At 47.8% G+C, this 24,293-nt stretch carries 35 protein-coding genes and 1 other RNA gene; 13 read left to right on the forward strand and 23 right to left on the reverse strand.

The genetic code is table 11. The features are described from left to right. The 7 genes from U9P07_12650 to U9P07_12680 all read left to right on the forward strand — a co-directional run. A partial coding sequence (locus U9P07_12650; GenBank protein MEA2110254.1) for a hydrolase occupies positions 1-348 on the forward strand: 348 nt, incomplete at its 5' end. 243 nt (positions 349-591) lie between these two features. Further along, on the forward strand, positions 592-957 hold the full coding sequence (locus U9P07_12655; protein MEA2110255.1) for an STAS/SEC14 domain-containing protein: 366 nt from the start codon (positions 592-594) through the stop codon (positions 955-957). A gap of 136 nt (positions 958-1,093) precedes the next feature. After that, complete coding sequence (locus U9P07_12660) at positions 1,094-1,990, forward strand: amidohydrolase family protein (protein MEA2110256.1); 897 nt, start codon at positions 1,094-1,096, stop codon at positions 1,988-1,990. Between the two features lie 338 nt (positions 1,991-2,328). Beyond that, positions 2,329-2,676: a DsrE family protein gene (locus U9P07_12665; GenBank protein ID MEA2110257.1), complete on the forward strand. Its 348-nt coding sequence runs from the start codon at positions 2,329-2,331 to the stop codon at positions 2,674-2,676. A 378-nt stretch (positions 2,677-3,054) separates the two neighbouring features. Next, positions 3,055-3,819, forward strand: coding sequence for an ATP-binding protein (locus tag U9P07_12670; protein ID MEA2110258.1), 765 nt, complete (start codon positions 3,055-3,057; stop codon positions 3,817-3,819). Continuing rightward, positions 3,774-4,088, forward strand: coding sequence for a YeeE/YedE thiosulfate transporter family protein (locus U9P07_12675; protein MEA2110259.1), 315 nt, complete (start codon positions 3,774-3,776; stop codon positions 4,086-4,088). Before U9P07_12670 ends, U9P07_12675 begins: the two co-directional genes overlap by 46 nt. Next, positions 4,085-4,612, forward strand: coding sequence for a DUF6691 family protein (locus U9P07_12680; protein MEA2110260.1), 528 nt, complete (start codon positions 4,085-4,087; stop codon positions 4,610-4,612). The genes U9P07_12675 and U9P07_12680 overlap by 4 nt, the downstream gene beginning before the upstream one ends. Positions 4,613-4,929: 317 nt before the next feature. On the opposite strand, the gene U9P07_12685 is transcribed toward U9P07_12680, so the two are convergent. Continuing rightward, positions 4,930-5,067, reverse strand: coding sequence for a hypothetical protein (locus U9P07_12685; GenBank protein ID MEA2110261.1), 138 nt, complete (start codon positions 5,065-5,067; stop codon positions 4,930-4,932). Between the two features lie 92 nt (positions 5,068-5,159). Further along, complete coding sequence (locus tag U9P07_12690; protein MEA2110262.1) at positions 5,160-5,360, reverse strand: cold-shock protein; 201 nt, start codon at positions 5,358-5,360, stop codon at positions 5,160-5,162. A gap of 289 nt (positions 5,361-5,649) precedes the next feature. Between U9P07_12690 and U9P07_12695 the strand changes: the two genes are divergently transcribed. Beyond that, on the forward strand, positions 5,650-6,483 hold the full coding sequence (locus tag U9P07_12695; protein ID MEA2110263.1) for an aminotransferase class IV: 834 nt from the start codon (positions 5,650-5,652) through the stop codon (positions 6,481-6,483). Next, positions 6,480-7,634: an aminotransferase class I/II-fold pyridoxal phosphate-dependent enzyme gene (locus U9P07_12700; GenBank protein ID MEA2110264.1), complete on the forward strand. Its 1,155-nt coding sequence runs from the start codon at positions 6,480-6,482 to the stop codon at positions 7,632-7,634. Before U9P07_12695 ends, U9P07_12700 begins: the two co-directional genes overlap by 4 nt. A gap of 16 nt (positions 7,635-7,650) precedes the next feature. Here the strand turns inward: U9P07_12700 and U9P07_12705 are convergent, their stop codons facing one another. The 16 genes from U9P07_12705 to tpx all read right to left on the reverse strand — a co-directional run bounded on the left by U9P07_12705 (position 7,651) and on the right by tpx (position 19,053). Beyond that, complete coding sequence (locus tag U9P07_12705) at positions 7,651-7,773, reverse strand: hypothetical protein (GenBank protein MEA2110265.1); 123 nt, start codon at positions 7,771-7,773, stop codon at positions 7,651-7,653. 79 nt (positions 7,774-7,852) lie between these two features. Further along, positions 7,853-8,749: an MBL fold metallo-hydrolase gene (locus U9P07_12710; protein MEA2110266.1), complete on the reverse strand. Its 897-nt coding sequence runs from the start codon at positions 8,747-8,749 to the stop codon at positions 7,853-7,855. A 4-nt stretch (positions 8,750-8,753) separates the two neighbouring features. After that, entirely contained in the window at positions 8,754-9,842 is a 1,089-nt protein-coding gene (locus tag U9P07_12715; GenBank protein ID MEA2110267.1) for a DUF362 domain-containing protein, read from the reverse strand. A 51-nt stretch (positions 9,843-9,893) separates the two neighbouring features. Next, positions 9,894-10,052: a hypothetical protein gene (locus U9P07_12720; protein ID MEA2110268.1), complete on the reverse strand. Its 159-nt coding sequence runs from the start codon at positions 10,050-10,052 to the stop codon at positions 9,894-9,896. 96 nt (positions 10,053-10,148) lie between these two features. Beyond that, positions 10,149-10,628: a flavodoxin family protein gene (locus U9P07_12725; protein ID MEA2110269.1), complete on the reverse strand. Its 480-nt coding sequence runs from the start codon at positions 10,626-10,628 to the stop codon at positions 10,149-10,151. 15 nt (positions 10,629-10,643) lie between these two features. Next, positions 10,644-11,858, reverse strand: a complete 1,215-nt coding sequence (locus U9P07_12730; GenBank protein ID MEA2110270.1) for a glycosyl transferase — start codon at positions 11,856-11,858, stop codon at positions 10,644-10,646. After that, positions 11,851-12,645: an HAD-IIB family hydrolase gene (locus U9P07_12735; GenBank protein ID MEA2110271.1), complete on the reverse strand. Its 795-nt coding sequence runs from the start codon at positions 12,643-12,645 to the stop codon at positions 11,851-11,853. The genes U9P07_12730 and U9P07_12735 overlap by 8 nt, the downstream gene beginning before the upstream one ends. A gap of 68 nt (positions 12,646-12,713) precedes the next feature. Continuing rightward, the gene (locus U9P07_12740) at positions 12,714-12,836 is read right to left on the reverse strand and encodes a hypothetical protein (protein ID MEA2110272.1); all 123 of its coding nucleotides are present in this window, start codon (positions 12,834-12,836) and stop codon (positions 12,714-12,716) included. A 140-nt stretch (positions 12,837-12,976) separates the two neighbouring features. Beyond that, positions 12,977-13,951 carry an alpha/beta fold hydrolase gene (locus tag U9P07_12745; GenBank protein ID MEA2110273.1) on the reverse strand — a complete coding sequence of 325 codons (975 nt, stop codon included), beginning with the start codon at positions 13,949-13,951 and terminating at the stop codon, positions 12,977-12,979. A 51-nt stretch (positions 13,952-14,002) separates the two neighbouring features. Then, positions 14,003-14,131, reverse strand: coding sequence for a hypothetical protein (locus U9P07_12750; GenBank protein MEA2110274.1), 129 nt, complete (start codon positions 14,129-14,131; stop codon positions 14,003-14,005). 13 nt (positions 14,132-14,144) lie between these two features. After that, positions 14,145-14,546: a molybdenum cofactor biosynthesis protein MoaE gene (locus tag U9P07_12755; GenBank protein ID MEA2110275.1), complete on the reverse strand. Its 402-nt coding sequence runs from the start codon at positions 14,544-14,546 to the stop codon at positions 14,145-14,147. A 10-nt stretch (positions 14,547-14,556) separates the two neighbouring features. After that, the gene (locus tag U9P07_12760) at positions 14,557-14,781 is read right to left on the reverse strand and encodes a hypothetical protein (protein ID MEA2110276.1); all 225 of its coding nucleotides are present in this window, start codon (positions 14,779-14,781) and stop codon (positions 14,557-14,559) included. Further along, the gene (locus U9P07_12765; protein ID MEA2110277.1) at positions 14,729-14,902 is read right to left on the reverse strand and encodes a hypothetical protein; all 174 of its coding nucleotides are present in this window, start codon (positions 14,900-14,902) and stop codon (positions 14,729-14,731) included. The genes U9P07_12760 and U9P07_12765 overlap by 53 nt, the downstream gene beginning before the upstream one ends. After that, positions 14,868-17,486, reverse strand: a complete 2,619-nt coding sequence (locus U9P07_12770; GenBank protein MEA2110278.1) for a response regulator — start codon at positions 17,484-17,486, stop codon at positions 14,868-14,870. The genes U9P07_12765 and U9P07_12770 overlap by 35 nt, the downstream gene beginning before the upstream one ends. Before the next feature lie 23 nt (positions 17,487-17,509). Continuing rightward, positions 17,510-18,481 (reverse strand): ABC transporter substrate binding protein, encoded by a 972-nt coding sequence (locus U9P07_12775; protein ID MEA2110279.1) that lies wholly within the window; start codon positions 18,479-18,481, stop codon positions 17,510-17,512. A 59-nt stretch (positions 18,482-18,540) separates the two neighbouring features. After that, complete coding sequence (gene tpx / locus U9P07_12780) at positions 18,541-19,053, reverse strand: thiol peroxidase (protein MEA2110280.1); 513 nt, start codon at positions 19,051-19,053, stop codon at positions 18,541-18,543. A gap of 308 nt (positions 19,054-19,361) precedes the next feature. On the opposite strand from tpx, the gene U9P07_12785 reads away from it, so the two are divergent. The 4 genes from U9P07_12785 (at position 19,362) to U9P07_12800 (ending at position 21,045) form a co-directional block, all read left to right on the forward strand. Then, the gene (locus U9P07_12785; GenBank protein MEA2110281.1) at positions 19,362-19,508 is read left to right on the forward strand and encodes a hypothetical protein; all 147 of its coding nucleotides are present in this window, start codon (positions 19,362-19,364) and stop codon (positions 19,506-19,508) included. Next, positions 19,492-19,680 carry a hypothetical protein gene (locus tag U9P07_12790; GenBank protein ID MEA2110282.1) on the forward strand — a complete coding sequence of 63 codons (189 nt, stop codon included), beginning with the start codon at positions 19,492-19,494 and terminating at the stop codon, positions 19,678-19,680. The genes U9P07_12785 and U9P07_12790 overlap by 17 nt, the downstream gene beginning before the upstream one ends. A 44-nt stretch (positions 19,681-19,724) precedes the next feature. Next, positions 19,725-20,348, forward strand: a complete 624-nt coding sequence (locus tag U9P07_12795; protein ID MEA2110283.1) for a LysE family translocator — start codon at positions 19,725-19,727, stop codon at positions 20,346-20,348. Between the two features lie 151 nt (positions 20,349-20,499). Beyond that, positions 20,500-21,045 carry an epoxyqueuosine reductase QueH gene (locus U9P07_12800; protein ID MEA2110284.1) on the forward strand — a complete coding sequence of 182 codons (546 nt, stop codon included), beginning with the start codon at positions 20,500-20,502 and terminating at the stop codon, positions 21,043-21,045. A 9-nt stretch (positions 21,046-21,054) separates the two neighbouring features. Here the strand turns inward: U9P07_12800 and U9P07_12805 are convergent, their stop codons facing one another. The 5 genes from U9P07_12805 to U9P07_12825 form a co-directional block, all read right to left on the reverse strand. Then, on the reverse strand, positions 21,055-21,276 hold the full coding sequence (locus U9P07_12805; GenBank protein MEA2110285.1) for a DUF2905 domain-containing protein: 222 nt from the start codon (positions 21,274-21,276) through the stop codon (positions 21,055-21,057). A gap of 52 nt (positions 21,277-21,328) precedes the next feature. Further along, positions 21,329-21,727, reverse strand: an RNA gene (gene rnpB, locus U9P07_12810) — RNase P RNA component class A. Positions 21,728-21,770: 43 nt separating this feature from the next. Next, complete coding sequence (locus U9P07_12815; GenBank protein ID MEA2110286.1) at positions 21,771-22,433, reverse strand: ribonuclease HI family protein; 663 nt, start codon at positions 22,431-22,433, stop codon at positions 21,771-21,773. Then, entirely contained in the window at positions 22,408-23,124 is a 717-nt protein-coding gene (locus U9P07_12820) for a C4-type zinc ribbon domain-containing protein (GenBank protein ID MEA2110287.1), read from the reverse strand. Before U9P07_12820 ends, U9P07_12815 begins: the two co-directional genes overlap by 26 nt. A gap of 26 nt (positions 23,125-23,150) precedes the next feature. After that, positions 23,151-24,293, reverse strand: a 1,143-nt coding sequence (locus U9P07_12825; GenBank protein ID MEA2110288.1) for a Nif3-like dinuclear metal center hexameric protein, incomplete at its 5' end; no start/stop codon positions are given.

Genomic DNA, 24,293 nt, shown 5'->3' on the forward strand with positions numbered 1-24,293 from the left:
GGCTGGCCAAAAGAATATATCCGGGCCGTTGTTTCCCACGGATGGGGAATATGCTCAGATGTTGAGCCTGAAACCACCTTGGAGAAAACACTTTATGCCATTGATGAATTAACGGGGCTTATCGCGGCCAATGCCATGGTTCGGCCATCAAAGAGTGTCATGGATATGACCGTAAAATCGGTTAAGAAAAAATGGAAATCACCTTCGTTTGCTGCCGGAGTAGACAGATCTATCATCCAGAAGGGTGCTGAAATGCTGGGGGTAGAGATCGGGGAACTTATTGAAGATACCATAATGGGGATGCGAGAAGTAGCTGAGGAAATAGGGCTGAAAGGAAACACAATTTGACCACAGAACTTACGACATAATCAATGAAATAATAACAGCAATGATGCTGTTGATAACCAAGTTGATCGATTGACGTGCAGCAGGGACTGGAATCTTTGTTTCGTCTGATGGTGCAAACGACTCTCTCCGCACGAGGAACTACTGAAAAATAAAAAAAGAAGCAATCCTTGAAAGCCTGTAAATAACCCGGCAGGCTCCTCATAAAGGCGTAAATGTCCAGGTTACCCGTAAACAGGAGGTTTTATGTTTAAAATAATTCCACAAGGCATAAATCGTTTAGATATTGAGTTGAGTGGAAAGCTGAATGCCGAAGATATGAAAATTGCCTTAGACGAGCTTGTCAACAAATCACAGAATATTAAAAATGGCACAATGCTGTATGACGTTATCGACTTCCATCTTCCGTCACTTGCTGCAATTGGAATTGAATTTTCCCGGCTTCCCGCAATGTTTGGGCTTATGAAAAAATTTGACCGCGCAGCGGTATTAACTGACAAGGCCTGGTTAAAGAAAGTAAGTGAATTTGAGGGATTGTTGTACCCAGGCCTGGAAATCAAGGCTTTTAATAGAGACCAGAAAGCTTCGGCAGAAGCGTGGTTGGCGAGTTAGGTCGGTATTTGCCGCTAAACGTAGCTCACAAGGCAACTGCAGTCGGCTACCAAAATAACTTTGCCGTGAGGTGCGGGCGGGTTATTCCGGTCGTTATCTGGTTTATGCTGTTTAAAAAGAGTAGATTGGTGCTATAATGTTGAAATCAAAGATGCCGTCAATGAATGATCAGGAGAGTTCAACTGTTCCTGCTGGCCTGCCCCCCATAATTGATGCCCATGTCCATATTTTTCCGGGCAGCATTTTTTCCGCAATCAGGAAATGGTTTGATAAGAATGCCTGGCAGATCAGATATCAGCTAACCTCCTCCGAGATATTTGAGTTTTTGCTCTCACATGGCATAAAGCATATCATCGCGCTCCAATATGCCCATAAGCCGGGGATCGCGAGACAACTGAATAAGTATATGGCGGAAAAATGCAGTGAATACAGCCATCTGGTTACCGGAATGGCCACCGTATTCCCCGGCGAAGACAATGCCGAAAATATTTTACAGGAAGCATTTGATTCCGGTCTAGGTGGGCTGAAGCTGCATGCTCATGTTCAGTGTTTCGATATGAACAGTGAACTTATGAATCGCCTGTATGAATGTTGCCGGATCAATGAAAAACCGCTGGTAATGCATGTCGGCAGAGAGCCGAAAAGCACCGCCTACCGCTGCGATCCATATCAGCTTTGCAGTGCTGAAAAACTGGAACATATTTTAGAAGATTTTCCGGATATTAAAATCTGTGTCCCCCATATGGGGTTTGATGAGATAGCGGCTTACAGAAAACTGATTGAAAAATATGACAATCTCTGGCTGGATACAACTATGGTCATCACAGATTACTTTCCGATTGGGGAAAAATTAGCTCTCAGGCATTACAGGTCAGACAGGATTATGTATGGTTCCGACTTTCCGAACATCCCGTACGCATGGGACAGAGAGCTTAAGGAATTGGAAGCAGCCGATATCTCCCACGAAGCTCTGGAAAAGATATCCTACAAAAATGCTGCCGATTTTTTCAGTCTTAAAGTACAACCGGCATGACAAGACAGCCTTACAGCTTTTATTGTTCATTTTAAGTATTTTTAAATGCTGAATGGCTGAAATAAAACCGTATAATCAGATGATTTATTCGGACGCCATGTCAAGCGAAGATGGACTCTGCGTCAAAAGCCAGAGTTTTTCTGTCGCATTACCGTTACAGCAGCGGAAGTTGGAAAGTTTTTATTCATGGGGCCATCTGGATTGAGCCGGGAAAGTTATGCGAGGGGAGAAAATACTTTGGGATACTCAAATATTTATGGTAAAGCTGAAAGGGTTGTTAAGCTAAGAAGGATGGTTTTTACATTATAACCTGCGATCACAACAAAATGGAGATGACGATGACTAAAACAGCTATATTTGCTTTTCGCGGTGACCCTATCTGTTTTATCCATGTTCTTCTGAATGGTCTCGATATGGCGGCCAAGGGTATGGAGGGGAAAATTATTATCGAGGGCGATGCGGTTAAATTGGTACCTGAAATGGCAACTCCGGGTCATTTTCTCAACCAGCTTTATCTTAAAACAAAAGAGCAAGGGTTGATTGTTGGTGCTTGTCGGGCCTGTTCGACTAAACTTGGAGTTGCATCCGCAGTTGAGGCTGAAGGTATTTCTCTGATTGGAGAAATGTCTGGACATCCATCGATATCAGCCTATATTGAGGAAGGTTACAGAATTATTACATTCTGAATGTTTTGCTTGATATTTAGGGTCGTGGGGAAGTTTTGCCGGATGGGTAAAACGCTTTAACTTTAAATAGATTCATGGAACGTTAATGATCTGCGTGCGAGCTTAATTTGAAAACAATCAGCATCCGGAAGATAAATACCCTGATCGACTGGAATGATTCCAAACTGATATATTTCTTTAGCGCAAACAAATTCAGCCCATCCAAAACCATCAACCTGGAACGAAGCTTTTGATCCGAGAAATTGATGGCGTAATAATGATGGCAATATTGTTTGCTTCTCGAAACATGGTAATAACAACATACCAAATCACTGATTCTCTAATATTTTTAATAGGCATTTGTTAATCCTCGAATACCACAAACTTCAGGACGCCACCATGAAGATAAACTGGCAAGATACCTATGCGGCCATCTGGCGCCCTTACAGGAAACATCTACATCCGGTTCAGATCATTGATCCGATCACTCTGGATTCTTTAATTGGCATCGAACGTCAGAAAAAACAACTTATTGAAAACACGAAACGTTTTATCCAGCAGCAACCCGCCAACAATGCGCTGCTCTGGGGTGCGCGCGGAACAGGGAAGTCTTCCTTAATCAAGGCCATATTGAATCATTCCCATCCTCGGGGATTGCGGCTGATAGAAATCTATAAAGATGATCTGACTATTCTGCCGGAGATCGTTGATGAAATTCGCAACCTTGCCTATCGCTTTATTATATTTCTGGATGATTTCTCATTTGAAGAAAATGACAATTCCTACGTACCCCTGAAAAGCGTTTTAGAAGGCAGCATCGAACAACCCCCGGAAAATATACTGATTTATGCCACCTCAAATCGTCGCCATCTGCTGCCCGAATACCTGCAGGACAATCTGGAGAGCAGACTGGTTGATGGAGAGCTCCATTACGCGGATGCGATTGAAGAACGCATTTCCCTTTCAGATCGATTCGGTCTCTGGATCTCTTTTCACCAAACCAATCTACAACACTATTTGAAAATCATCGACAGTTATTTCCCACATTACAAAGGCAACCGTGAACAACTCCATGAAGCAGCAAGACTTTTTTCCATGAGAAGGTGGACTGGCAGTTTATGTTTGTCATCGGCATCCTGCTCGGATCTTTTGCCGCCTCTATAAGTGATCGAAGCTTCAAAGTTGAAGCTGTGCCACCCATCTGGAAACAACAATTCGGCAACAAAGTCTCCACCCGAGCCGTAGGAGCCTTCCTGGGGGGAATTGTGGCCATGTTCGGCGCCCGGCTCGCAGGTGGTTGCCCCAGTGGCCATGGACTCAGCGGCTTGATGCAGTTTTCCGTCAGCGGGTTCCTCTCCATGGCAGGTTTTTTCGGCGCCGGAATTATACTCGCTCACCTGGTTTACCGGTCCGGAAAAGGAGGAAAGTCATGAATGAAATAACCCTTGGATTAATCACCGGCATCTTTTTTGGCATCCTGCTCCAACAGGGAAGAGTACTGCGTTTTGAAAAACAGGTGGGAGCCATGCTGCTAACAGACATGACCATTCTCAAATTTATGCTTTCAGCCATCATAGTTGGAACTATCGGCATCAACCTGTTGGTGAGTACCGGGGTGGTGGTCCTGAAAGTCAAGGCAACCCATGTGGGTGCCAACCTCATCGGCGGTTCCCTTTTCGGGTGCGGCTGGGCGATTATGGGATACTGTCCCGGAACCTCGGTGGGAGCCCTGGGTGAAGGGCACTGGCACGCTATCTGGGCAATATTAGGCATGCTGGTCGGGGCCGCAATCTATGCTGAAGTTTATCCGGCCATGAAAACAAGTATCCTGACCTGGGGAAGTTGGGGGAAAATAACCGTCCCGGGAATTTTAGGAGTTTCTCCATGGGTCCTGATTCCCGTTTTTATCATTGCCCTGCTCCTCCTTTTTATTCTGTTTGAAAAACTTGATCTCTAAGTTCGGTCTTTACTAAATTCAATTGGGGAAAAAAGCTATGAAAATTTTAGGAATATCCGGCTGCACCGTCTGCCTGGGCTGCGACAAAACCATGATCGGGAGAAGGTAACCCTGGCCATGCAAAAAAAATTGATGGGCCTGTTTACCGCCAGCGTTTAAGCACATCTGCGATCAATTCTCGTTCTTGTCCGAGACCACCGCTCCACGGAAAAACGAGGGGAATGCGAAAGAAATTCCTTCAGGGTAGCCCCAGCCAATTCTTCCACCGTTTCCCAACGAGCCAGCCAGCGTTCATAAAAGGAAATAACCCTTTCAACCTAGGTCTGCTGTAACATGATTTCCGCCACCAGAATCCGGTAGGGATCAGTGGTCTGCCGCCAGGGAAGAACCAGTCCCTGGCGGCGGTAAAAGAGAAAGATCTTTTCCTGGAATTTTATGATTATTTCTGACGGCATTTTTCCGCTACATAAAAAAATATTTTTTCAGGCAAAAAAAAAGGCATCCCGCCCATTACGGACGAGATGCCTTTTTACGCAAAATTGACTATTTATAGTTTTTTGACGTTCTCAGCTGCCGGACCTTTTTGCCCTTGACCGACATCAAAAGCTACACGATCACCTTCAGAAAGGGATTTAAACCCCGTCCCTTCAATAGCTGAATGATGCACGAAAATATCCTCACCACTGTCCTGTTCAATAAAACCATACCCTTTTTGGTCGTTAAACCATTTCACTGTTCCTTCTGCCAATTTTCTGTCCTCCTACTTAGGTTACTCTGAATCAGTCTGCATCGGTACAAAACGTCATAACAACATGTCGCTTCAATGATCCTGCAGACGAATCAGTTATAGCTATATAATTAAATTAGAAGATAAAGTCAACAAAAAAATCACCATTGTCTGAAAAAAAATCTTTACATGCAAAAATTGATCTTTCCCTTGACTCATCACCATGATTTAATCTAATGTTTCAACCAGTCAACCCTCTCCGGTTTTGAGTAAATTTAAAAACCGGAATCTTTTCTCCGGGAGGCAGCAAATGGCAGATATAGCCTATATCAATAATGAGTTCATCCCCATGGAGCAGGCCTGCATCCCCATCAATGACCGTGGATATACGTTTGCTGATGGGGTATATGAGGTTGTCTGCACCAGAAGCGGCCGCCCATTCCTCATGCCTGAGCACTTCAGGCGCCTGGAGCGAAGTGCGGCGGGAATCAATATCCCTCTGCCGCTATCATACAGCGATTGGCCGGCAATCATTGCTGAAGGCATCAAACGGTCAGGTTACCAGGAAACCATGATTTACATTCAGCTCACCCGGGGCATCATGCCCCGACATCACAGCTATCCGGAACCTTTAGAGCCTCAGCTGGTCATGACTTTCCGTCCCCGACCGCAATACGATGAAAGCTTTTTCAGCCAGGGGCAACAGGCCATTACCGTCGAGGAAATGCGCTGGAATCGCTGTTATCTGAAAACCATCGCCCTGTTACCTAATATTTTAATGAAACAGCAGGCCCACCGGCAGGGCTGTCAGGAAGCCTTCTTCATCTCTGAAAAACAGGAGATCAATGAAGCCTGTGCTGCTAATATTTTTCTGGTTAAGGATAAAATAATTTACACTCCCGAATTGAATAACTATATCCTTCCAGGTATTTCCCGCCAGTATATCATTGATCGGGCCCGGGAAGACGGGTTGACGGTCAGCTGCAAAATCTGTTTCCTGGATGAATTATTCGCCGCCGATGAAGTTTTTATCACCAGTACCACCGTGGATGCCATGCCGATTATCAAGGTTGACAATCGGCAGATCGGCAAGGGTATCCCGGGCCCGATAACCAAAAAAGTAAGGGGGATATTTCCAGCATGAGTATTTCTGAATCTTTCAAGGCTTCTCAGTTTAAAGAATCCGTCATCCGGGGAATGACCAGGTTATGCCAGCAATATAACGGGGTCAACCTCAGCCAGGGATTTCCTGATTTTCCCGCCCCTGTGATGATCAAAGAAGCGGCAAAAAAAGCCATAGACGATGATTTCAACCAGTATGCCATCACCTGGGGCACCAGCAATCTACGGCAGGCTATCAGCCGCAAACTGAAACACTTCTATAACTGGGAAGTCGATCCGGAAAAAGAGATCACCGTCACTTGCGGTTCCACCGAAGGAATGATCGCCAGCCTCCTGGCTACCCTTAATCCTGATGATGAAGTCATCATCTTTGCCCCATTTTATGAAAATTATGGTCCAGATGCCATTCTGGCTGATGCCATTCCCCGTTATGTCACCCTCCAGGCTCCTGACTGGCATCTGGATGAGGCTGAATTAACCGCAGCCTTCAACAACCAAACCAGGGCCATTATTATCAATACGCCGCACAATCCCACCGGAAAAGTGTTTTCCCTGAAAGAATTGGAATTAATCGCCCGGCTTTGTCAAAAATGGGATGTACTGGCGATCACCGATGAAATTTACGAACATATTCTTTATGATGAAAATATCCATTACCCCCTGGCCCGAATTGACGGCATGAAGGAACGAACTATCACCATCAATGGTATCTCGAAAACCTTCAGCGTCACTGGCTGGCGCATTGGTTACTGCATCGCCGCGGAAACCATCACCAGCGGCATTCGCAAAGTCCATGATTTCCTCACCGTGGGGGCCCCGGCTCCTTTACAGGAAGGGGCGGCGGTGATGATGGATTGTGCCGATGACTACTACCGGGAGCTGGCGGCAGAATATACTGAAAAACGTGGTTTTTTACTGCAAACACTGGAACAGTGCGGCTTTCACTGCAGCAATCCCGCCGGGGCCTACTACATCATGGCGGATTTCAGTCAGCTGAGCCGTGATGACGATATCAGTTTTGCCCACCAGCTGGTTAAAAACGTGGGCGTGGCAACCGTTCCGGGCAGCAGCTTTTATCCCCGCAATGCTTCACCTAAACAGCTGGTCCGCTTCTGCTTCTGTAAAACCGAGGAAACCTTGCAACAGGCAGCGGCACTGTTGCTGAAAAAATAACCCCAAGACAAGAAATTTACCGGGATGTTCGGGCATGACTCATAGCGGTATTGGCCGCCGAACGAATCACCATGACGGTGATTCGCGGCGGGCACCTCGGAGCTGCACACGATGTGCAGCGAGAATGAGCGAGAGCCATGGCGGAACATCCTTAAAACAAGTTTTTTCAAGCTGTTTTTTCATAACTCAGAAAGTTGACATTTTATTTATAACGGCTCTTACTTCTCCCGGTTGCTAAGATAGCCCAACATGCCGTCCATGGTATTTTTAAGAAAATACCGTTCCCGGGCAAAAACAGCCGGCGGCAACTGGTTGATCCGCCGGTATACCGGGTCATGATCCACCAGCCAGTCAAACAACCGGTCCTCCATTCCCTCACCCACCCCCTGGGCGGCAATAGTTTTCACCCCTTCCACCCAGAGCAACAGCTGATTGCGGCCAATTTCAAGGTATTCCATGGCCGGTTCCACCAGACCATAATGGGCAAAAACCAGGTAACGAGGGGTTAAGGACATAACCCTGTCAATGGATTCCAGAGCCACTTCCAGAATGAATCGTGGCGGGGTTGCCGGCCGCATGTATATCCCGTCATCAACCTCACTGCGCACCCCGACCACTTCGCCGCCGAACAACAGGTCTTCATAGCAGAAACACAGGTGATGTTGAGCATGTCCGGGGGTCAGAATCGCCCGCAGATTAAGGTTGCCGATGTTTTCAGAAAAACTGATGCTGGCGGCCGGAACCGGAAGAATTTCCCCATAGGCTTCAGCCATCTTCCCCAGAACTTTCAATGATCCCTGCCAAAGCTTATCCGGGGTCACCAGATGTTTAATCCCATCCGGATGGCAAATAACCCGGGCTGTGGGAAAAAACTCCAGCAGTTTTCCCGTCCCCCCGGCATGATCAATATGAATATGGGTCAATAAAATATAATCAAGCCTGGTAATCCCCAAACGTTCCAGCTCTTTCAACAGCAGCGGGATGGATGAAAGGGGACCTGGATCAACCAGCAGAGTACACTCATCCCCCTGATATATCCAGGCACTGATAAATTTGGTAAATCCTTCCAGCTGGGGCTGGTCCAGATCAATACAATGAAGTTTGGTTATATCCATTTCCTTACCTTAGCAGTCCCCATTTCACCCGCACGGCTCCATAAGGACACAATTCATGACAACAATAACAACGGATGCAGGCTTTATAATCAATCCGTACCGAACGGTCAATAAATTTCATTGCCCGGGCCGGACAATGTTTGACGCAGACCAGGCACCGGTGGCAGCGCGATGATGAAATCACCGGTTTTTTGACCAATAATCTGCGAATCAATCGATGGAAGGGAAAAGCGGCATCTTCACTCCCCCGGGCCGGTTTGATGGCGGGAATGTCTTCAGCCGTGCAATCTCCAAGCACTTTCAGCTTCCCTGGATTAAGCAGCCCTTCATCAATAGCCTCCTGACTGACAGGGGTAATCTCAGGATAATTAATGAGCCTCGCGGCAGCATAATCCAAGCTAATGCCATCCGGGGATGCACCCAAGATGCCAAAAGAAACCGGTTGACCATGGGTTGGACCTTCACCCTCCATTCCGACAACACCATCAAGAATATGCAGATCCGGCTTTACCGTCTGGTAGATATCCAGCAGAATTCGGGCAAAAAGCTGCCGGTTATGACCGGCGCGCAGATGCCAGCGGGCCTTATCATAACCTGAAATGCAACCAAACAGATTCTTTACCGCCAGGGTCAGACCCATCATGCCATGAGTTTTCAGCTTCGGCACGTTAATGATCCGCTCAAACTCCAGAACCCGACCGCCCAGCTGAAACCTTTTCAGAATCCGATTTTCAGGCCGACTGACTTCCACCTGCGTCTTGAAAGAAACTACCTTTATTCCCAGTTCATCGACAACCGCTTGTATCCCGCTTTCAGCCAGGCAGCGTTCCAGTGGAGCATAGCCCGGACTGTCACCGATATACGGCCGGCCGCCACAATCTCGAATGATAACGGCCAGAGCCCTGATTATTGCCGGGTGGGTACAAACGGCGTCAACCGCCGGGCGGGGAGCAATGAGATTTGGCTTTATCAGCACCCGGTCACCGGAACGAATCAGTTTTTCAGCTCCCAGGGAGGAAATCATATCCTGCAGGCAATTTTTTAATTTCCCGGGCTCATAATCCTGACAACGACCGAAAACAACAGACATCATCCACCAAAAAAAAAGGGGGCGCCCATAATATATTCGACTCAACTTTCTGACTTACATTTCCATGAATATATCATGGGATGTTCGGGCTTGGCTCATAGCGGCATTGGCCGCTTGGGTGGGGACAGTTTTAAAAACTGTCCCCCATTGTGATTCGCGGCGGACGCCTCGGAAGCCGGCCATGGACGGCCGGCGAGAATGAGCGAGAGCCATGCCGGAACATCCCTGGAAATGTCTTTTCAGCCGTTTTTAGAACAACTCAGAAAGTTAATATTCGGCGTTCCCCTCTTCTTTCTTCTTATCTGTACATCAAATTTTTAATTTCTGGCATAATTCCGCCACCCGCCTTCCCAGCTCAAAACCATCACCGGCAGCAGTATTATCCGGAGCCCCCACCGAAGCCACCCCGTAGTGGCCTGAAGCACTCATGGGATCGCCGACAATAATCATCCCATATATAAACATACACTGGAGAATTGACATAATGGTGGTTTCCTTGCCGCCGGTAACGTGACCGCCGGTGGCAAATGCCGCCCCCACTTTATTTTCCATTTTTTTCCTGATCCCGACAAATTCATCGAATACCCGTTTCAGTTCAGCCGCCATGACCCCGAAATAAACCGGGGAACCGGCAATAACCCCGGCCGATTGCAAAAAATCATCTTTAATGACTTCAGCTGTCGAACGTAAGACTGCGTCCACCCCGGTTGACTGTATACCCTCAACAATTTTCTCTCCAAGTTGCCGGGTATTTCCCCCTTTGGAATAGTAAAGCACCAGAACCTGCATAATCATCCCCTTTTTTTATCGATTTTCAGCCTCAATAACCTCAATCATACGGTTGCCAAAGTCAGATTCAGCCGAGATTACCCGATGCCAGCCGGGCATCAACGGCGTCCCGATGGGATCCTCCATAAAACGCTCAGAAGCCATGGTCAACGCCGTGGAAAACTGTTCAACCGCGGAAATTTCTTCATGGCGCTCAAAACGCAAACCATTGAGCTTGGCCAGGGCATCATATTTTTCAATATTCACCCGGGCGAAGTTGATATAGGTAACCCTTAAAGACCGGACGACTGCCGGCGTAAACACGAGGCCATCCTGAGCAAGGATCCGAAAAAGTGCCCGGGTAATATCTATCACCATTTTACTGAGACCGCTTTCCGAATCCTGACCTTTTTTAAGTTCCTGATGCTTATGTTCATAATTGGCCAGCAGTTCAACCTGACAGACCCGGACCGGAGTTGCCAGGTTGTAGACCTCACCCAGGGTAGTAATCTCCAGACCCCAGTCGGGGGTAATACGAACCTTGGCCGCCATGTCAGTACGCATGGCAAATTCACCACTGAGAATATAACGAAAGCTTTCAAGAAACTCAAAAAAATCCCGAGCCCCGAACATTTCCTTCAAGGCCTGCAACATCGGGGTAAGATATAACCGGGTAACCCGTCCATACAACTGGCAATTACTGACCCGGGAATAATATCCCTTGCTGAATTCATAAACCAGCGATGGGTTCACCAGTGGATAAACCAGCCTGGCCAGCAAACCCCGATCATAATTGACAATATCACAATCATGGAGGGCAATGACCTTGGTATCTTTTTTGGCCAGGATATAACCGATGGCAAACCAGACTCCTCTGCCCTTTCCCTGATAACCGATATAAAACTGACGCTTCTCCAGATAGTCATAAAGAGCTCTAATTCTCGGACTGTCCTGCCAGATTATCTGGACATCATAATCGAAACCACTGAATAACTTTTTAACGGCTTCGAACTCCTTTTCACTGGCCCGATCCAGAGATAAAACAAGGCGATGAACATAAGGTACAGTTTCCAGCATTTTTACAATCCTGGGCATGGCCTCGCCGGTAAACTCTGAATACAGGGATGGCAACAACAGGGTAATTTTACGATCATAGGAAAAAACTTCAATTTCACTTTCAATATCGTCCAGAGCCCGCTTATTGATCATCTGCAGGTTGGTAATTTTACGGTTCTGGATAAAATCAGACATGGCACTTCTCCTCGCCCGACCGACAGGTATCAGGCAGATTATCCAACAATTGCATAACGGCTTCAGACCAGCCAAGCGGTCCGGCGTCCCGGGTCCGCACTACTTTTTCCAGGGCACAGGATGCACTCCGGCCATTTTTATGTCTTACCAGAAAAGGATGGTCGACCACGGCCAGCATGGAAAAATCGTTGGGACTGTCCCCCAGGGCAGCGGCAAACAAAGGCCGATCAAAGTTTTCACCCAACCGCTGGACCCACTTGCGAACCGCATTCCCTTTCGATTGTTTCTCTGCCATCAAATGGTAAAAACGACCTCCCCGGACAATTTGCAGCCCCTGTCCGGCAGCCGCGGCCTCCAGCTCAGCCAATTCATTTCCCTCATATAAAAAAGGTTCGCTGAATAACCGCTCTTTGGCCAGCAAAGCCTCTTCCTGAGTCAAGCCGGTAATTTCAACCAGCTCGGGGATACTCATATCCCCCATGCCTCGAAGATGAAAACGGGCAGCCAGCATGGAAAAATCATGTCTCAGGATATCATAGGGAATTCCCAAGCCCAAATATTTCCCATCCTCCAGGCAGATACCGCCGCCGTTTTCAAAAATAAAGCGGGAAGCAAGACCGATTTTCTCACTCAAAACCCTGGTCTCGGCCAGGGTTTTACTGGTTACCGCCACCACCGGTACCCGGCATTGCCGGCAGCGTTCAAGGGCCGTCCGGGCAGCTTCCCATGAATAGGTATCCCGGTCAAGCAGAGTTCCATCAAGATCAGTAAAAATAATCAGGGTCATCGGATAAGAATAAATCTCAACTTTCTGACTTTGGTTGGGGACAGTTTTGAAAACTGTCCCCCATTATATTAGCAGGATGTTCGGGCTTGGCTCATAGCGGTATTGGCCGCCGAACGAATCACACGATGTGATTCGCGGCGGACGCCTCGGAAGCCGGCCATGGACGGCCGGCGAGAATGAGCGAGAGCCATGCCGGAACATCCCTGTAAATTTCCTTCAGCTATTTTTAGAGCAATTCAGAAAGTTGAGATATTAAGATTCTAACCACACCACAAGATATTGTCAAGAAAGGAGACTGCGATTGGCAGGAACATAGCTTTTCAGGTAAGCCCTAAATCCCTGCCAGCAATTCGCAGACCTTCCTTTCATGCCAGCAGCCAAATGGCGGTTGATCTATAAATCCGCAGTGTCCCCCATGGCGTTGAATAAGCAGCTCCAGGCAGTCAATATCCGGCAAATCATAAAAATCTTCGACCGGCACCAGAGGATCATCGGCAGCGGTGATAATAGTTACCGGTACGGTTAAATCCTCCAACACCCCGCCGGTTAAGGTGTACTGCTCAAAATATTCCTCATAACCGCTCATATCAGTATATTGCTCGATAATTAATCGGGTCATTTCCAAGCAGTTACGGCCGGTTACAACGCCACTGAAGTCATACAGTTCCGGGAAAGTTCGTTCCTTTATTGCCAGTGAACGTCGCCACTTGCGCAGAAAATACCAGCGATAGATGGCTTGCCGATCAAGAGCACAAGTGGTTTTATAAGGATCCATACAAGGACTGATACCGATAATCCGCTGAAGATTGCCAACTGAAGCTGCTTCAGGATGCAGGCCAAAACGTAAAGCAAAATTACCTCCCAAAGAAAAACCAATCAGATAACAGTTCCGTGGTGCTGCCATAGCGGCAATATTCCTGACCGCTTGAAAAAATTCTTCCGAAAGGGTGCCGTTAAACACTCCTGGATTCAAATGGTGACTGGAACCATGGTCCCGCAGGTTAAGCCGGAACACATCATAGCCATGCTGGAAAATTACTTTGCCCAGCGCCTTGATATAGGTTGATTCCGCGCCCCCTTCCCAGCCATGAACCAGGATGGCCAGCCCTTTGCCGCCATCTTCGGGATGAAAGGAATGGAAACCCTGCAACCGGATATCGCTTCCGGCATCAATCACCGTTTCCAGGGCGGCTGAAGCCATGGGATTAGATCCGAAGCTGCGGATTTTTCGATTGGCGATAATGGTCTGAAAATGAGGATTGCGGGCCCAGCCGGGTGGCTGAAACAGCTCAGATTGATTAATCATCAGATTCTCTCTCCCAAATTGGGCGATTTTAACTCTCCGAAGCTGTCAGGGTTAGATTCCAACGGTATTGGGCGCCGAACGAATCACCCGGACGGTGATTCGCGGCGGACGCCTCGGAGCCGGCCATGGACGGCCGGTGAGAATGAGCGGGAAGCCTAACCCTGACAGCTTAATAACCATGGAATAGCTCAACTTAGGTCTCTATCAGTTGAATAATATTTTCTCTTTTAATCTCATCAACTATCCAGGAACAACCGGCAAAAGCCTGCTTTCTGGTCGCGGCGGAGACCATAACCAGCAATATATCATCACCCCGACCGACAACACCCAATCGATGAGTGATAAATACCTGGTGTAAATCACATTGAATGGCTGCCTGCTTTCCCACTTCAGCCAGGGCGGCATCGGGATCCGCAATCAGCGGGGACAGGACCACGTGGCGAAAATCAGCTACCTGTTTACCGGGATATTTTACTTTACCATGATGAATAACCACCGTGCCCGTATCATCCGTCTCCTGCTGCTGAAAAATATGATAACAGGAAGCGAATTCAAATGGTTGACTGGTGGTAGAAGCCCTGACGATTGCCGACATTATTTTCCTTTCATTCCCATCCAATGATAACCAGATCATTCAACTTTCTGACTTGCATCGCCAGAGATATATTACGGGATGTTCGGGCTTGGCTCATAGCCGTGTCTGCCGACAGGCAGGCGGTATTGGCCGCCGAACGAATCACACGAGGTGATTCGCGGCGGACGCCTGGGGACATTGCTTTAGCGCGCCCCACAACCGGCCATGGACGGCCGGCGAGAATGAGCGAGAGCAATGCCGGAACATCCCTGGAAATTTCTTGCAGCCCTGCCTGTCGGCAAACAGGTGTTTTTAGCGCAACTCAGAAAGTTGACCATATTATTAATCGCCAGCTGATAATGCCGATGAGAGAGCATTTAACAAAGTCCGATGATTAAATGGTTTTTGCAGCACCGCTTTTACCAGCGGAAATTCAACCGACATCATATAGCCATCCCGGGACAAACCGGTCATGACAATCACAGGGATATCAGCAATTTCTTCCTTCATCTCCGAGAGCAGCATTTCTCCACTCATCATCGGCATATTCAGATCCAGGATGATAATATCCGGACTCTGCTCATGAATAATAGTCTGCCCCTGGCGACCGTTTTCAGCCAACAGGACCCGGGCTCCATGCCGGTCAAGTAAATCACGAAGACTGTCCCGCACATCTTCTTCATCTTCAATTACCAGAATAGCCTTGTCTTCAAGCTGGACTGTCACCTCCGGCTCAGCATCATCATCTACCCGGGTAGTTGCCCCAGCAGCACAGGGCAAAAATATTCTAAAGGTTGTACCCTGACCTTTTTTACTGTCTATCAACACCGTTCCCTCATAATTATGAATAACCGTATAAACTATGGATAAGCCGATGCCGGTTCCCTTGCTGTCAGACCATTCCTTGGTACTGAAAAACGGGTCAAAAACCCGGTCAATAAGATTTTTTGGAATGCCCGGGCCATTATCGCTTATATTTATTTCCACATAACGACCAGCTGTTTTCAAATTCAGGCGGTCAGCAGCCAGTTTACCTAAGTTTTTCTGCATACTGACAATGTTTATACGACCATCCGGATGGGAACCAATGGCATCCCTGGCATTAATCATAATATTCATCAGCACCTGCATGATCTGGGCTTTTTCTACCTGGACAATACTCCCTTCAGCATCATTCTCAAAAGATATGCTCACATTTTTGGGCAGTGAGTGGGAAGCCAGTTCAACCGATTCCTGAATAATCTGGGATATGGAACTATTAACCGCAACGCCCTTATCTTTCCGGGAAAATTCGAGAATCCGTTTCACCAGTTCCGCCCCCCGGTTGGAAATATCCTTGAGCTTGGCAACATATTTGCGGCTTTTACCATTGTCTTTGGCCGTTGAAAGCTCCAGCAGCTGGATATTCCCGTAAATCCCGGCCAGCAGATTATTAAAATCATGGGCAAACCCGGCAGCCAGCAAACCAACGGTTTCCATCTTCTGGGACTGAACCAGCGCCCGGGTTTTATTTTTGACTTCCTCTTCAAGCTGCTGGGAATAGATTTCCAGCTGCTGTTTCATCTGTTGCTCCTCGGTAATGTCATGCTGACTGCAGGCATATCCAACGATTTTCTGATGCTGGATAATAGGCCAGATGCTCTGGTTCAACTCCATTACCTGCCGGTCCCGATGCTTCATTTTAACAATACCGCGCCATCTCTCCCCACTGTCAATCGCTTCCTGAACCACTTGCTGAATATCCTCCGGGCTCAGATCCTCCTGAATTTCACTTATTTTTTTACCCACCAATTTATCAGGATCATAACCGACAAGCTCTCCATAAGCCTGGTTGGCATAGATACATAAACCATCAAGATCAGCGATGTAAATCCCATCGCCGCTGTTCTCCGCAGCCCGCTGAAAAACCGTTAATCCCTGCCAGTAAATATTGGTCTGGCGAAACAACCAGAAGGTTACCAATCCAATCACCGTAACCAAACCTAATATTCCCCAGAAAAGCGGGAAAAAAACCTGATTAACCGCGGCATACGGCCCCGGCAAGGGGGACCCCACCATCACCGTCCAGGTAGTCCCCCCCAAATTAACCGGGCTGAAAAAACCTTCGAAACGCTTACCGTCCCCGGCATCATCCAAAGTATAGCGACAATGGAATGGCTGATGTTTTTTCAATTTTTCAACCACCATGGGAAGGACTTCAGCCTCAACCAGTGAGCATTGCTTCTGACGTTGTTCTTTTGATAACCGGGGGGAGAATGCCGGCAGAAGGTGAGCATAACGAAGCGCATCGATGGTAGAATAGAGCACCAACCCCTGATCACTGATGAGTGCTACCGGCCGTTTCCCCTCAGATTCCATGGCTTGCAAAAAGTTACTTACCATAAACTCCAATTGGTAAGGAATAAGAATGGTCCCATAATGCAGTTTATTGATTATCACTTTTTTGGCAAAGAGAACCGCCGGCAGATGGACAATCCTATCCACCTCGGAGACAAACTGAAACAACTCCATCACGGTTGCCTCTGATTGTCCTTCCCGCACCTGCCACCAGAATTTTTGTTTCAGCTGTGACCACTCATACACTGCACTCACAGGCATACCTACCGACTGTAATAAACCTTTTTTATCACTGAAAAAAATCTTATCTTCGGTAGCCAAAGCCAATTTGCCGATCTCTGGATACATAGTCCGCAGAAGATGAAAGCGATCAGCAATAGCCAGGCGAATAGTATCGTTTCCATGATCATCAAAAGTCAGGATAGAGTCTATGCTGCGACCAACCCGTTCCAGATGCGATTCCACCTTATCCTTGATTCGCTCAGCAACCAAAACATGCTCATACCGCAGATTACCGGCAATATTTTTTACCAGCTTCTGATAAAAAAGGCTGCCGCCGACCAGGCAGAATCCCAGGCAAAGAGAGATAAAGAGGAAGAATTGGAGGTAGAATTTATGTTTCACAGACTTTCAGCCATCCACAGCCATCATTTCTCGGCATCATAAACGATATCAGCACTCAAGAGAATTTCAAGGGGAATTTTGACTCCCAAACGCTCAGCCACTGAAATATTCAGTACCACTGTCCCTTTTGGCGGCCGGTCTATGGGAATCTCTCCGGCGGATACTCCCCCAAGGATCTGTTTGACTTTCAAGCCGGCATGATAGCCCTGAGTTCTGCCACTGACCACCACACCGCACAAAGCAGCCCCCTTTTTCAGGTAATATTCATGGAAAGCAACCGCCGGGATTGCAAGATATTTACTGGTCCAGGCCAGAACATCCATATCAGGAACGTGGTTATCATTATTCTTGAGCGTCTCCAGGTTATAGATAAACGCCGCATGACCCGGCTGGTTTACTCCCAGAATCTGCTCTTTATATTGGGTGAATGTTTTGGCCTGGGGCAAAAAGGCCAGTTCCCAGGGAGTTTTCCAAGCTTCCTGCCGCAAAGATTTGAGCAGAATGGTAGAAGTAGAGGAATCATCCGTAATGATATCAAGCTTTTTTACTTTTAGATTGTTGGCCAGCAGGATAGTCTGGAGCAAAACAGTAGCGTCATGATAATAATGTCTTTCCAGCACCCCGGTTATATTTGCCCCCGGATGCTGACGCCTGCCGGATTCAACCAGGCCATAGGCTTCCGGTTCGCCATTCAGCCCCAGAAAAACCACCGGTATTTTCTGCTTGAAAAAGATTCTGCCGATGGTTTTGGCGGCATTATCGTCGCAGGTGATAATCACATCCGGCTGAAACCCCTCGATTTTCTCCAGACATATTTTTACCTGCTGAGCCAGCCATTCCTGACCCTGATGTTTCTTGCTGTCAAGGCAATAGCTGTCAAAAGTAACATCCATCCCACTCAGGGCTTTTTTTATTCCCTGTTCTTCATCCTGTTGCCAGAAATAATCAGGATGATAACTGTAAACGATAAAAACCCGCTGACCAGCGGCAGCCATGCCGGGCATCAGGATCAGCAAGACAAGACAAAGTATCCGAATATAAGATTTATGTGCGGTCACAGGGACTTTACAGCCTCTAAAGCCTCATAATAATGTGGATGTTCCTTCACTTCCGGACATATTTCCACATACCTGATGACATTTCGTTTATCAATCAGAAAGATAGCCCGGGCCAGGAGCATCATTTCTTTAATCATGACCCCGTAAGCATAGCCAAATGAACGATATTTATAGTCGGAAAGGACCTGCACCCGATTAATATTTTTGGCACCGCAAAAACGGCTCTGGGCAAACGGCAGATCCATACTGATGGTCACCACGACCACATCTTTCGGCAATTGTTCCACTTCCTGATTGAAACGCTGGGTCTGCAACTCGCAGATGGGGGTATCCAGGGAAGGAACAACGCTGATTAATTTATTCTTTCCCCGGAAATTATTCAGAGAAACCGGATTGAAATCACCATCGACGACCTTTAAATCAGGGGCATGATCCCCAACTTTAAGCTCCGGCCCCAACAAGGTCACCGGGTTCCCACCCATGGTCACTAAACCGTTTTTTTCCATCATAGCCATCACCTCCACCAATTCTTCCTGTTTTCAAGCTTGAATGCTACTCCACAAACATAATTTTATGCAGCACTGTCCGGTATGCTTTTTGCGCCACCACGGTGGTTTTGGCCACCTTATGATCAAATACCGCTTTTTTTGACATCTGAAACAGCATAAATATACTGTTTGAACCTTGGCGAAAACCTGTTATCGGCTCTAAGCTCGTCCGGAAATCTTTGGTTTCCAAGTGGAAACATGTTAATATTATCTATCACTTTTCAATCTTTTGTCAAAGTAAAACTGGACAGTAAACCATCGGGACGTCTATGCCGCAATCTTATCTCACTTTAGAAAGAATCAGTAAAACCTACCGGGCCAAGGTACCGGTTACGGCCTTAAAAAATATTTCCCTGGACATTTCTATGGGCTGGCGCCTGGCCATTTTCGGCAAGAGTGGTGCTTTCCCTGATTGACAACCCGACCAGAGGTTGGCTGCTGACCCGGGGAAACATCATCCTGGCCGACAAGCATTACCAGGTTTCCGGCCTGAGCTGGTACGATCACGAATTTGCCACGAATCAGCTGGATAAAAACCAGCAGGGCTGGGACTGGATAAGCCTCCACCTTGATGATGGCAGCCTGTAATCTATCAAATGCGGCAAAGAACTGGAAGATAAAGGAAAGCATGAATGATTGATCTGACATCTCTTGGCAGCGGCCTGGTTTTTGGTCTTACTGCCGGCATATCCCCCGGACCATTGCTGGCCCTGGTCATCAGTGAAACGATCAGGGACGGATTTAAGGCCGGATTGCAGGTAGCCATGGCACCTCTGATCAGCGACCTGCCGATTATTCTGATCAGCATCCTGATTCTGAGCAAACTTTCCCGGTCCACGCCGGTTCTGGGAATCATCACCCTGGCAGGCGCTATTTTCATTGCCTACCTGGCCTATGAATGTTTCCATACAGCGACATTAAATCAACAGCCGGAAGAAAGCAATACCGGTTCCTTAATCAAAGGGATCATCAGCAACCTGCTCAACCCTCATCCCTATATTTTCTGGCTGACCATCGGCGGCCCGATCCTGCTGGCACCCGGGAAAAATCACTGGATCACCGGCGGCTTATTCCTGGTAGCATTTTACTTCTGTCTGGTAGGCGCCAAAATCGGCATTGCGGCGCTGATTGCCGGCTGCCAAGCTGGATTTTCAGCAACCATCTATCGAAGAATAAATTATATCCTGGGAACAATCCTAGTGATTTTTGCCCTGATTTTTTTGTATAATGGACTGCAATATCTCAGAATAATTTAAGTCAATCATGCAATCATGGACAATCATGGGGTCAGGACAATCATGGGGTCAGGTCTTGAAATATCACTTTCCAACTGACACAGAGACGAAAAAATTAAAAAACTTATATTTCAAGACCTGACCCCCCCCTATTGCTATAAGGAGTAAAACCATGAAAATTCTGCTCCACTGCTGCTGCGGACCCTGCACCATCTACCCGTTGGAAACGTTACGGGCTGCCGGCCACCAGGTACATGGATACTATTACAACCATATTCACCCCTACACGGAATGGCAGAAGCGCCGGGAAACCCTGGCTGATTATGCCGAGCAGGCAGACCTGCCGATGATCTACGATGAACAGTACAAGCTGGTGGAATTTCTGCGGCAAAACGTCTATCGGGAAAGCCGGCGCTGTCTTTTCTGTTACCATGACCGACTGGAACATACAGCCAAAATAGCCCGCCGGGGAAAGTTCGATGCCTTCACCTCAACCCTTTTATATAGTAAATTTCAACAACATGAACAGATCAGAAAAATTGGCGAATCGGTGGGAAAAACGGTGGGAGTGCCGTTGTTTTATGAGGATTTCCGTTCCGGCTGGAAAGACGGCATCGAGGCATCCAGAGAGCGAGACATGTACCGCCAGCAGTACTGCGGCTGCATTTACAGCGAGGGGGAACGTTACCTGGGAAAAGGCTGGCTGGCCGATGAATAAAGTAAAAAGTTATTTACGGAAAAGATAAAACAGCAGTGACAACAGAAAGCTGATAATCAGGCAGGTAGTCAGGGGAAAGAAAAAACTGTAATTATCCTTTTTAATCAAGATATCCCCGGGCAAGCGACCTAAAAAGGGGATTTTCCCGGCCAGCAGCAACAAAATACCGACAGCCACCAGACAGATGCCGATCACTATCAGGATTTTACCGGGGTTCTGGAATGAAGACATGCAGAGAACTGGGCCTGATTTTGAAATTTTGAATTTGGAATAACGAAAACAATGCCGGAGCAGACCTGTAAGCCGAATTCTGTTCTCCCCTGAAAGGGGAGCGATGACCATTCATCTAGGGTTGCAGTCACCCACAACCTCAAGCGACCTACCCGCTCTACCCGGCAAAGCCTTCAGACGGGCCGTCTTATATCCGCTAACGGATGAGTAGAACCTATTTGGTCTTGCACCGGGTGGGGTTTACCGAGCCACCGATGTCACCACCGGTGCTGGTGAGCTCTTACCTCGCCTTTTCACCCTTACCCCGTAAAAACCGGGGCGGTATATTTTCTGTGGCACTTTCCTGCCTGTCACCAGGACTTCGCGTTACGAAGCACCCTGCCCTGCGGTGTTCGGACTTTCCTCCCGCATCCTTTCAATGAAGGATGCCGGCGGCCATCCGGTCTACTCCAGCATCCGTATAATGCAATATCTCCAGCACAAATGCAAACCTTTTATTTCCCTTTTGGTTCCTCGTCAATAGCCTGATTAGCCAGCTTATCCGCCCGGGCATTATCAGCCCTGGGCACGTGATGATACGTAACCTTTGCAAAAGCCGCCGCCAGTTTTTTAACTTCCAGCACCAAAGGAATGAGCCGTTTATTTTTAACCCGGTATTGCCCGGTCAGCTGTCTGATCATCAATTGTGAATCAGCCCGCACTTCCACTTCCTGACAACCTGAACGCCGGGCCAGTTTCAGACCGGCAATCAAGGCATCGTATTCCGCCTCGTTGTTAGTCCGTTCCCCGAGAAAAAGTTTGCCCTCATCCAACAGCGTTGAAGTTTCATCCAGTATCAGGAACCCGGCACCGGCCAGACCGGGATTCCCCCGGGAGGCCCCATCAGTATAGAGAATTACCGTTTTGCCAATTCCGGACGCCGGCACAACATCTCGCTCAGCTTCCACCCGCTGATCATAGTTTTTATTATCTTCGGCTTCGCTGATGGACTTTTGCGGCAGAAAAGCCCGCAGCAGCTCAACCAGCCGATCCTCGGTCAAACCGGGAACTACCTCGGTTGCCGCAGAAAAACTACGGGTATCCAGTAAAACCTGCAGGGCCTTTTGGACTTCAGCCAGAGTACAGGGATAATCATTCACTTTCGGTTTCCGGTTCACTGTACATAATCCGCTGGCAGTTGGGACAATTGAGAATTTCATCACCCTTGAGTAAATTAATATAAACCTGGGGCGGTACATTCACATGGCAACCCATACAGGTTCCTTGTTCAACATAAACCACGGCATTGGAAAAACGCCGACGGATACGATCATAGCGGGCCAGCAACCGTTTATCCAGCAGGTCGATAATTTCTTTTCGCTCTTTTTGGCAGGAAGATGACTCTTTACTCAGTTTTTTTATCTGACTTGAGGTTTCAGCTTCCCGGGCGGTAATTGCTTCACGTTTTTCAGTCAACAGTGCCTGCTGATCATTCATCTGTGATTGCAGCGTCTCCACTTCTTCAAGCAATTCCAGCAAACCGGTCTCAAACCTATTAATTTCTTTTTCGCTGGACTCAATTTCTTTCAGGGCGGCAAAATATTCCTTGTTATTTTGTATCTGGGTCAGTTTAATTTTTGATTGCTCAACCTTCCCTTTGAGTTGCTCAATTTCAGCCTGGATATTCCGCCGCTCGCCATTTTTGGCAGCCAATTGATCCTCTAATCCGGCCATTACTCCAGCAAGCTCTTCTTCATCCTTTTTCAATCGGTCAATCTCGATATCAAGTTGCTGTTCCTGCCCCTGCATTTCACTCAGATTGAGGTCTATCACCTGCAACCGCCATAAAAACTGAATCTGATTCTCCAAAATGTTTCCTCCCTGCCGATTTTTTATTACCACCCCTGGAAGGGGTCTGTTTCCTGTTTATATACATACACCTCTACCTGCTCACCACTATGGTGATGGAGATAAAGACAAAACTCATCCTTTAAGGTTTCCAGGATCGGCACTTCGGTGGCAAAGTGACCGGCATCAACCACCGGCAGCCCCGTCGCTTCCACCAGTCTGGCATCATGATATTTAAGATCTCCAGTCAGAAAAAGATCAGCCCCCGCGTCAACTGCGTCCCGGTAGAGAGAAAATCCACTGCCACCACAAACGGCAAGGCGCTTAACCGGTGTTGATTTCTTCCCCTCAACCCGCGCCCCGGCACCAACAACCTGAACCCGGGAGAGGGATAATTTTTCTTTGATCAGATCCACAACCGCGCCTAAGTTTAATCCATCCGGCAGTTCCCCCACCCGACCCAGGCCAAGCGGTCGGCCGCCATTTTCCAATGGATATATATCGAATGCGGGAGTTTCGTAAGGGTGGACATCCACAAGGGCATCGATCACCGAACTTAAGCAAGCTGCTTCAACCCTTACCTCCAGTTTGAATTCGTCCACCTCATTAAGCTCGCCCACAGAACCATAATAGGGAACCGCTTCACTCGAAGGACAAAAAGTACCAGTACCGGAAACGGAAAAAGAGCAGCTGCTGTAATGATCAATTTTGCCGGCCCCGGCCGCAAACATGGCATCAGTAACTTTTTTACGGCTGTCAGCCGGGACAAATACCGCCAGTTTATAGAGCGCAATTTCACCGGTCCGGCTTAAAACTTTACAGTTCATCAAACCAAAGCGCTCCGCCAGCACATCGTTTACCCCCCCGGCAACCACGTCCAGGTTTGTATGGGCCGCATAAATACTGATTTCATCAACCAGGGCCGCCCGGATAACCGCAGCCGGATATTGATCCACCCTGATATTGCTCAAAGGCGTAAATAAAAGGGGATGATGGGCAAAGATAAAATTAGCGCCCTTTTCCCTGGCAGCGGCCAGCACTTCTTCGGTCACATCCAGGCAAAGAAGTATTCCTTTCAAAGGCCAGTTTGGGTCCCCAACCTGAAGCCCGCAGTTATCCCAATCCTCACTGTATGCAAGCGGGATACGCGCTTCAACAAAACTGATAAAGTCCCTCTGGCTGATCATGTA

It is taken from the genome of Pseudomonadota bacterium (assembly GCA_034660915.1).
Classification (GTDB): domain Bacteria; phylum Desulfobacterota; class Anaeroferrophillalia; order Anaeroferrophillales; family Anaeroferrophillaceae; genus DQWO01.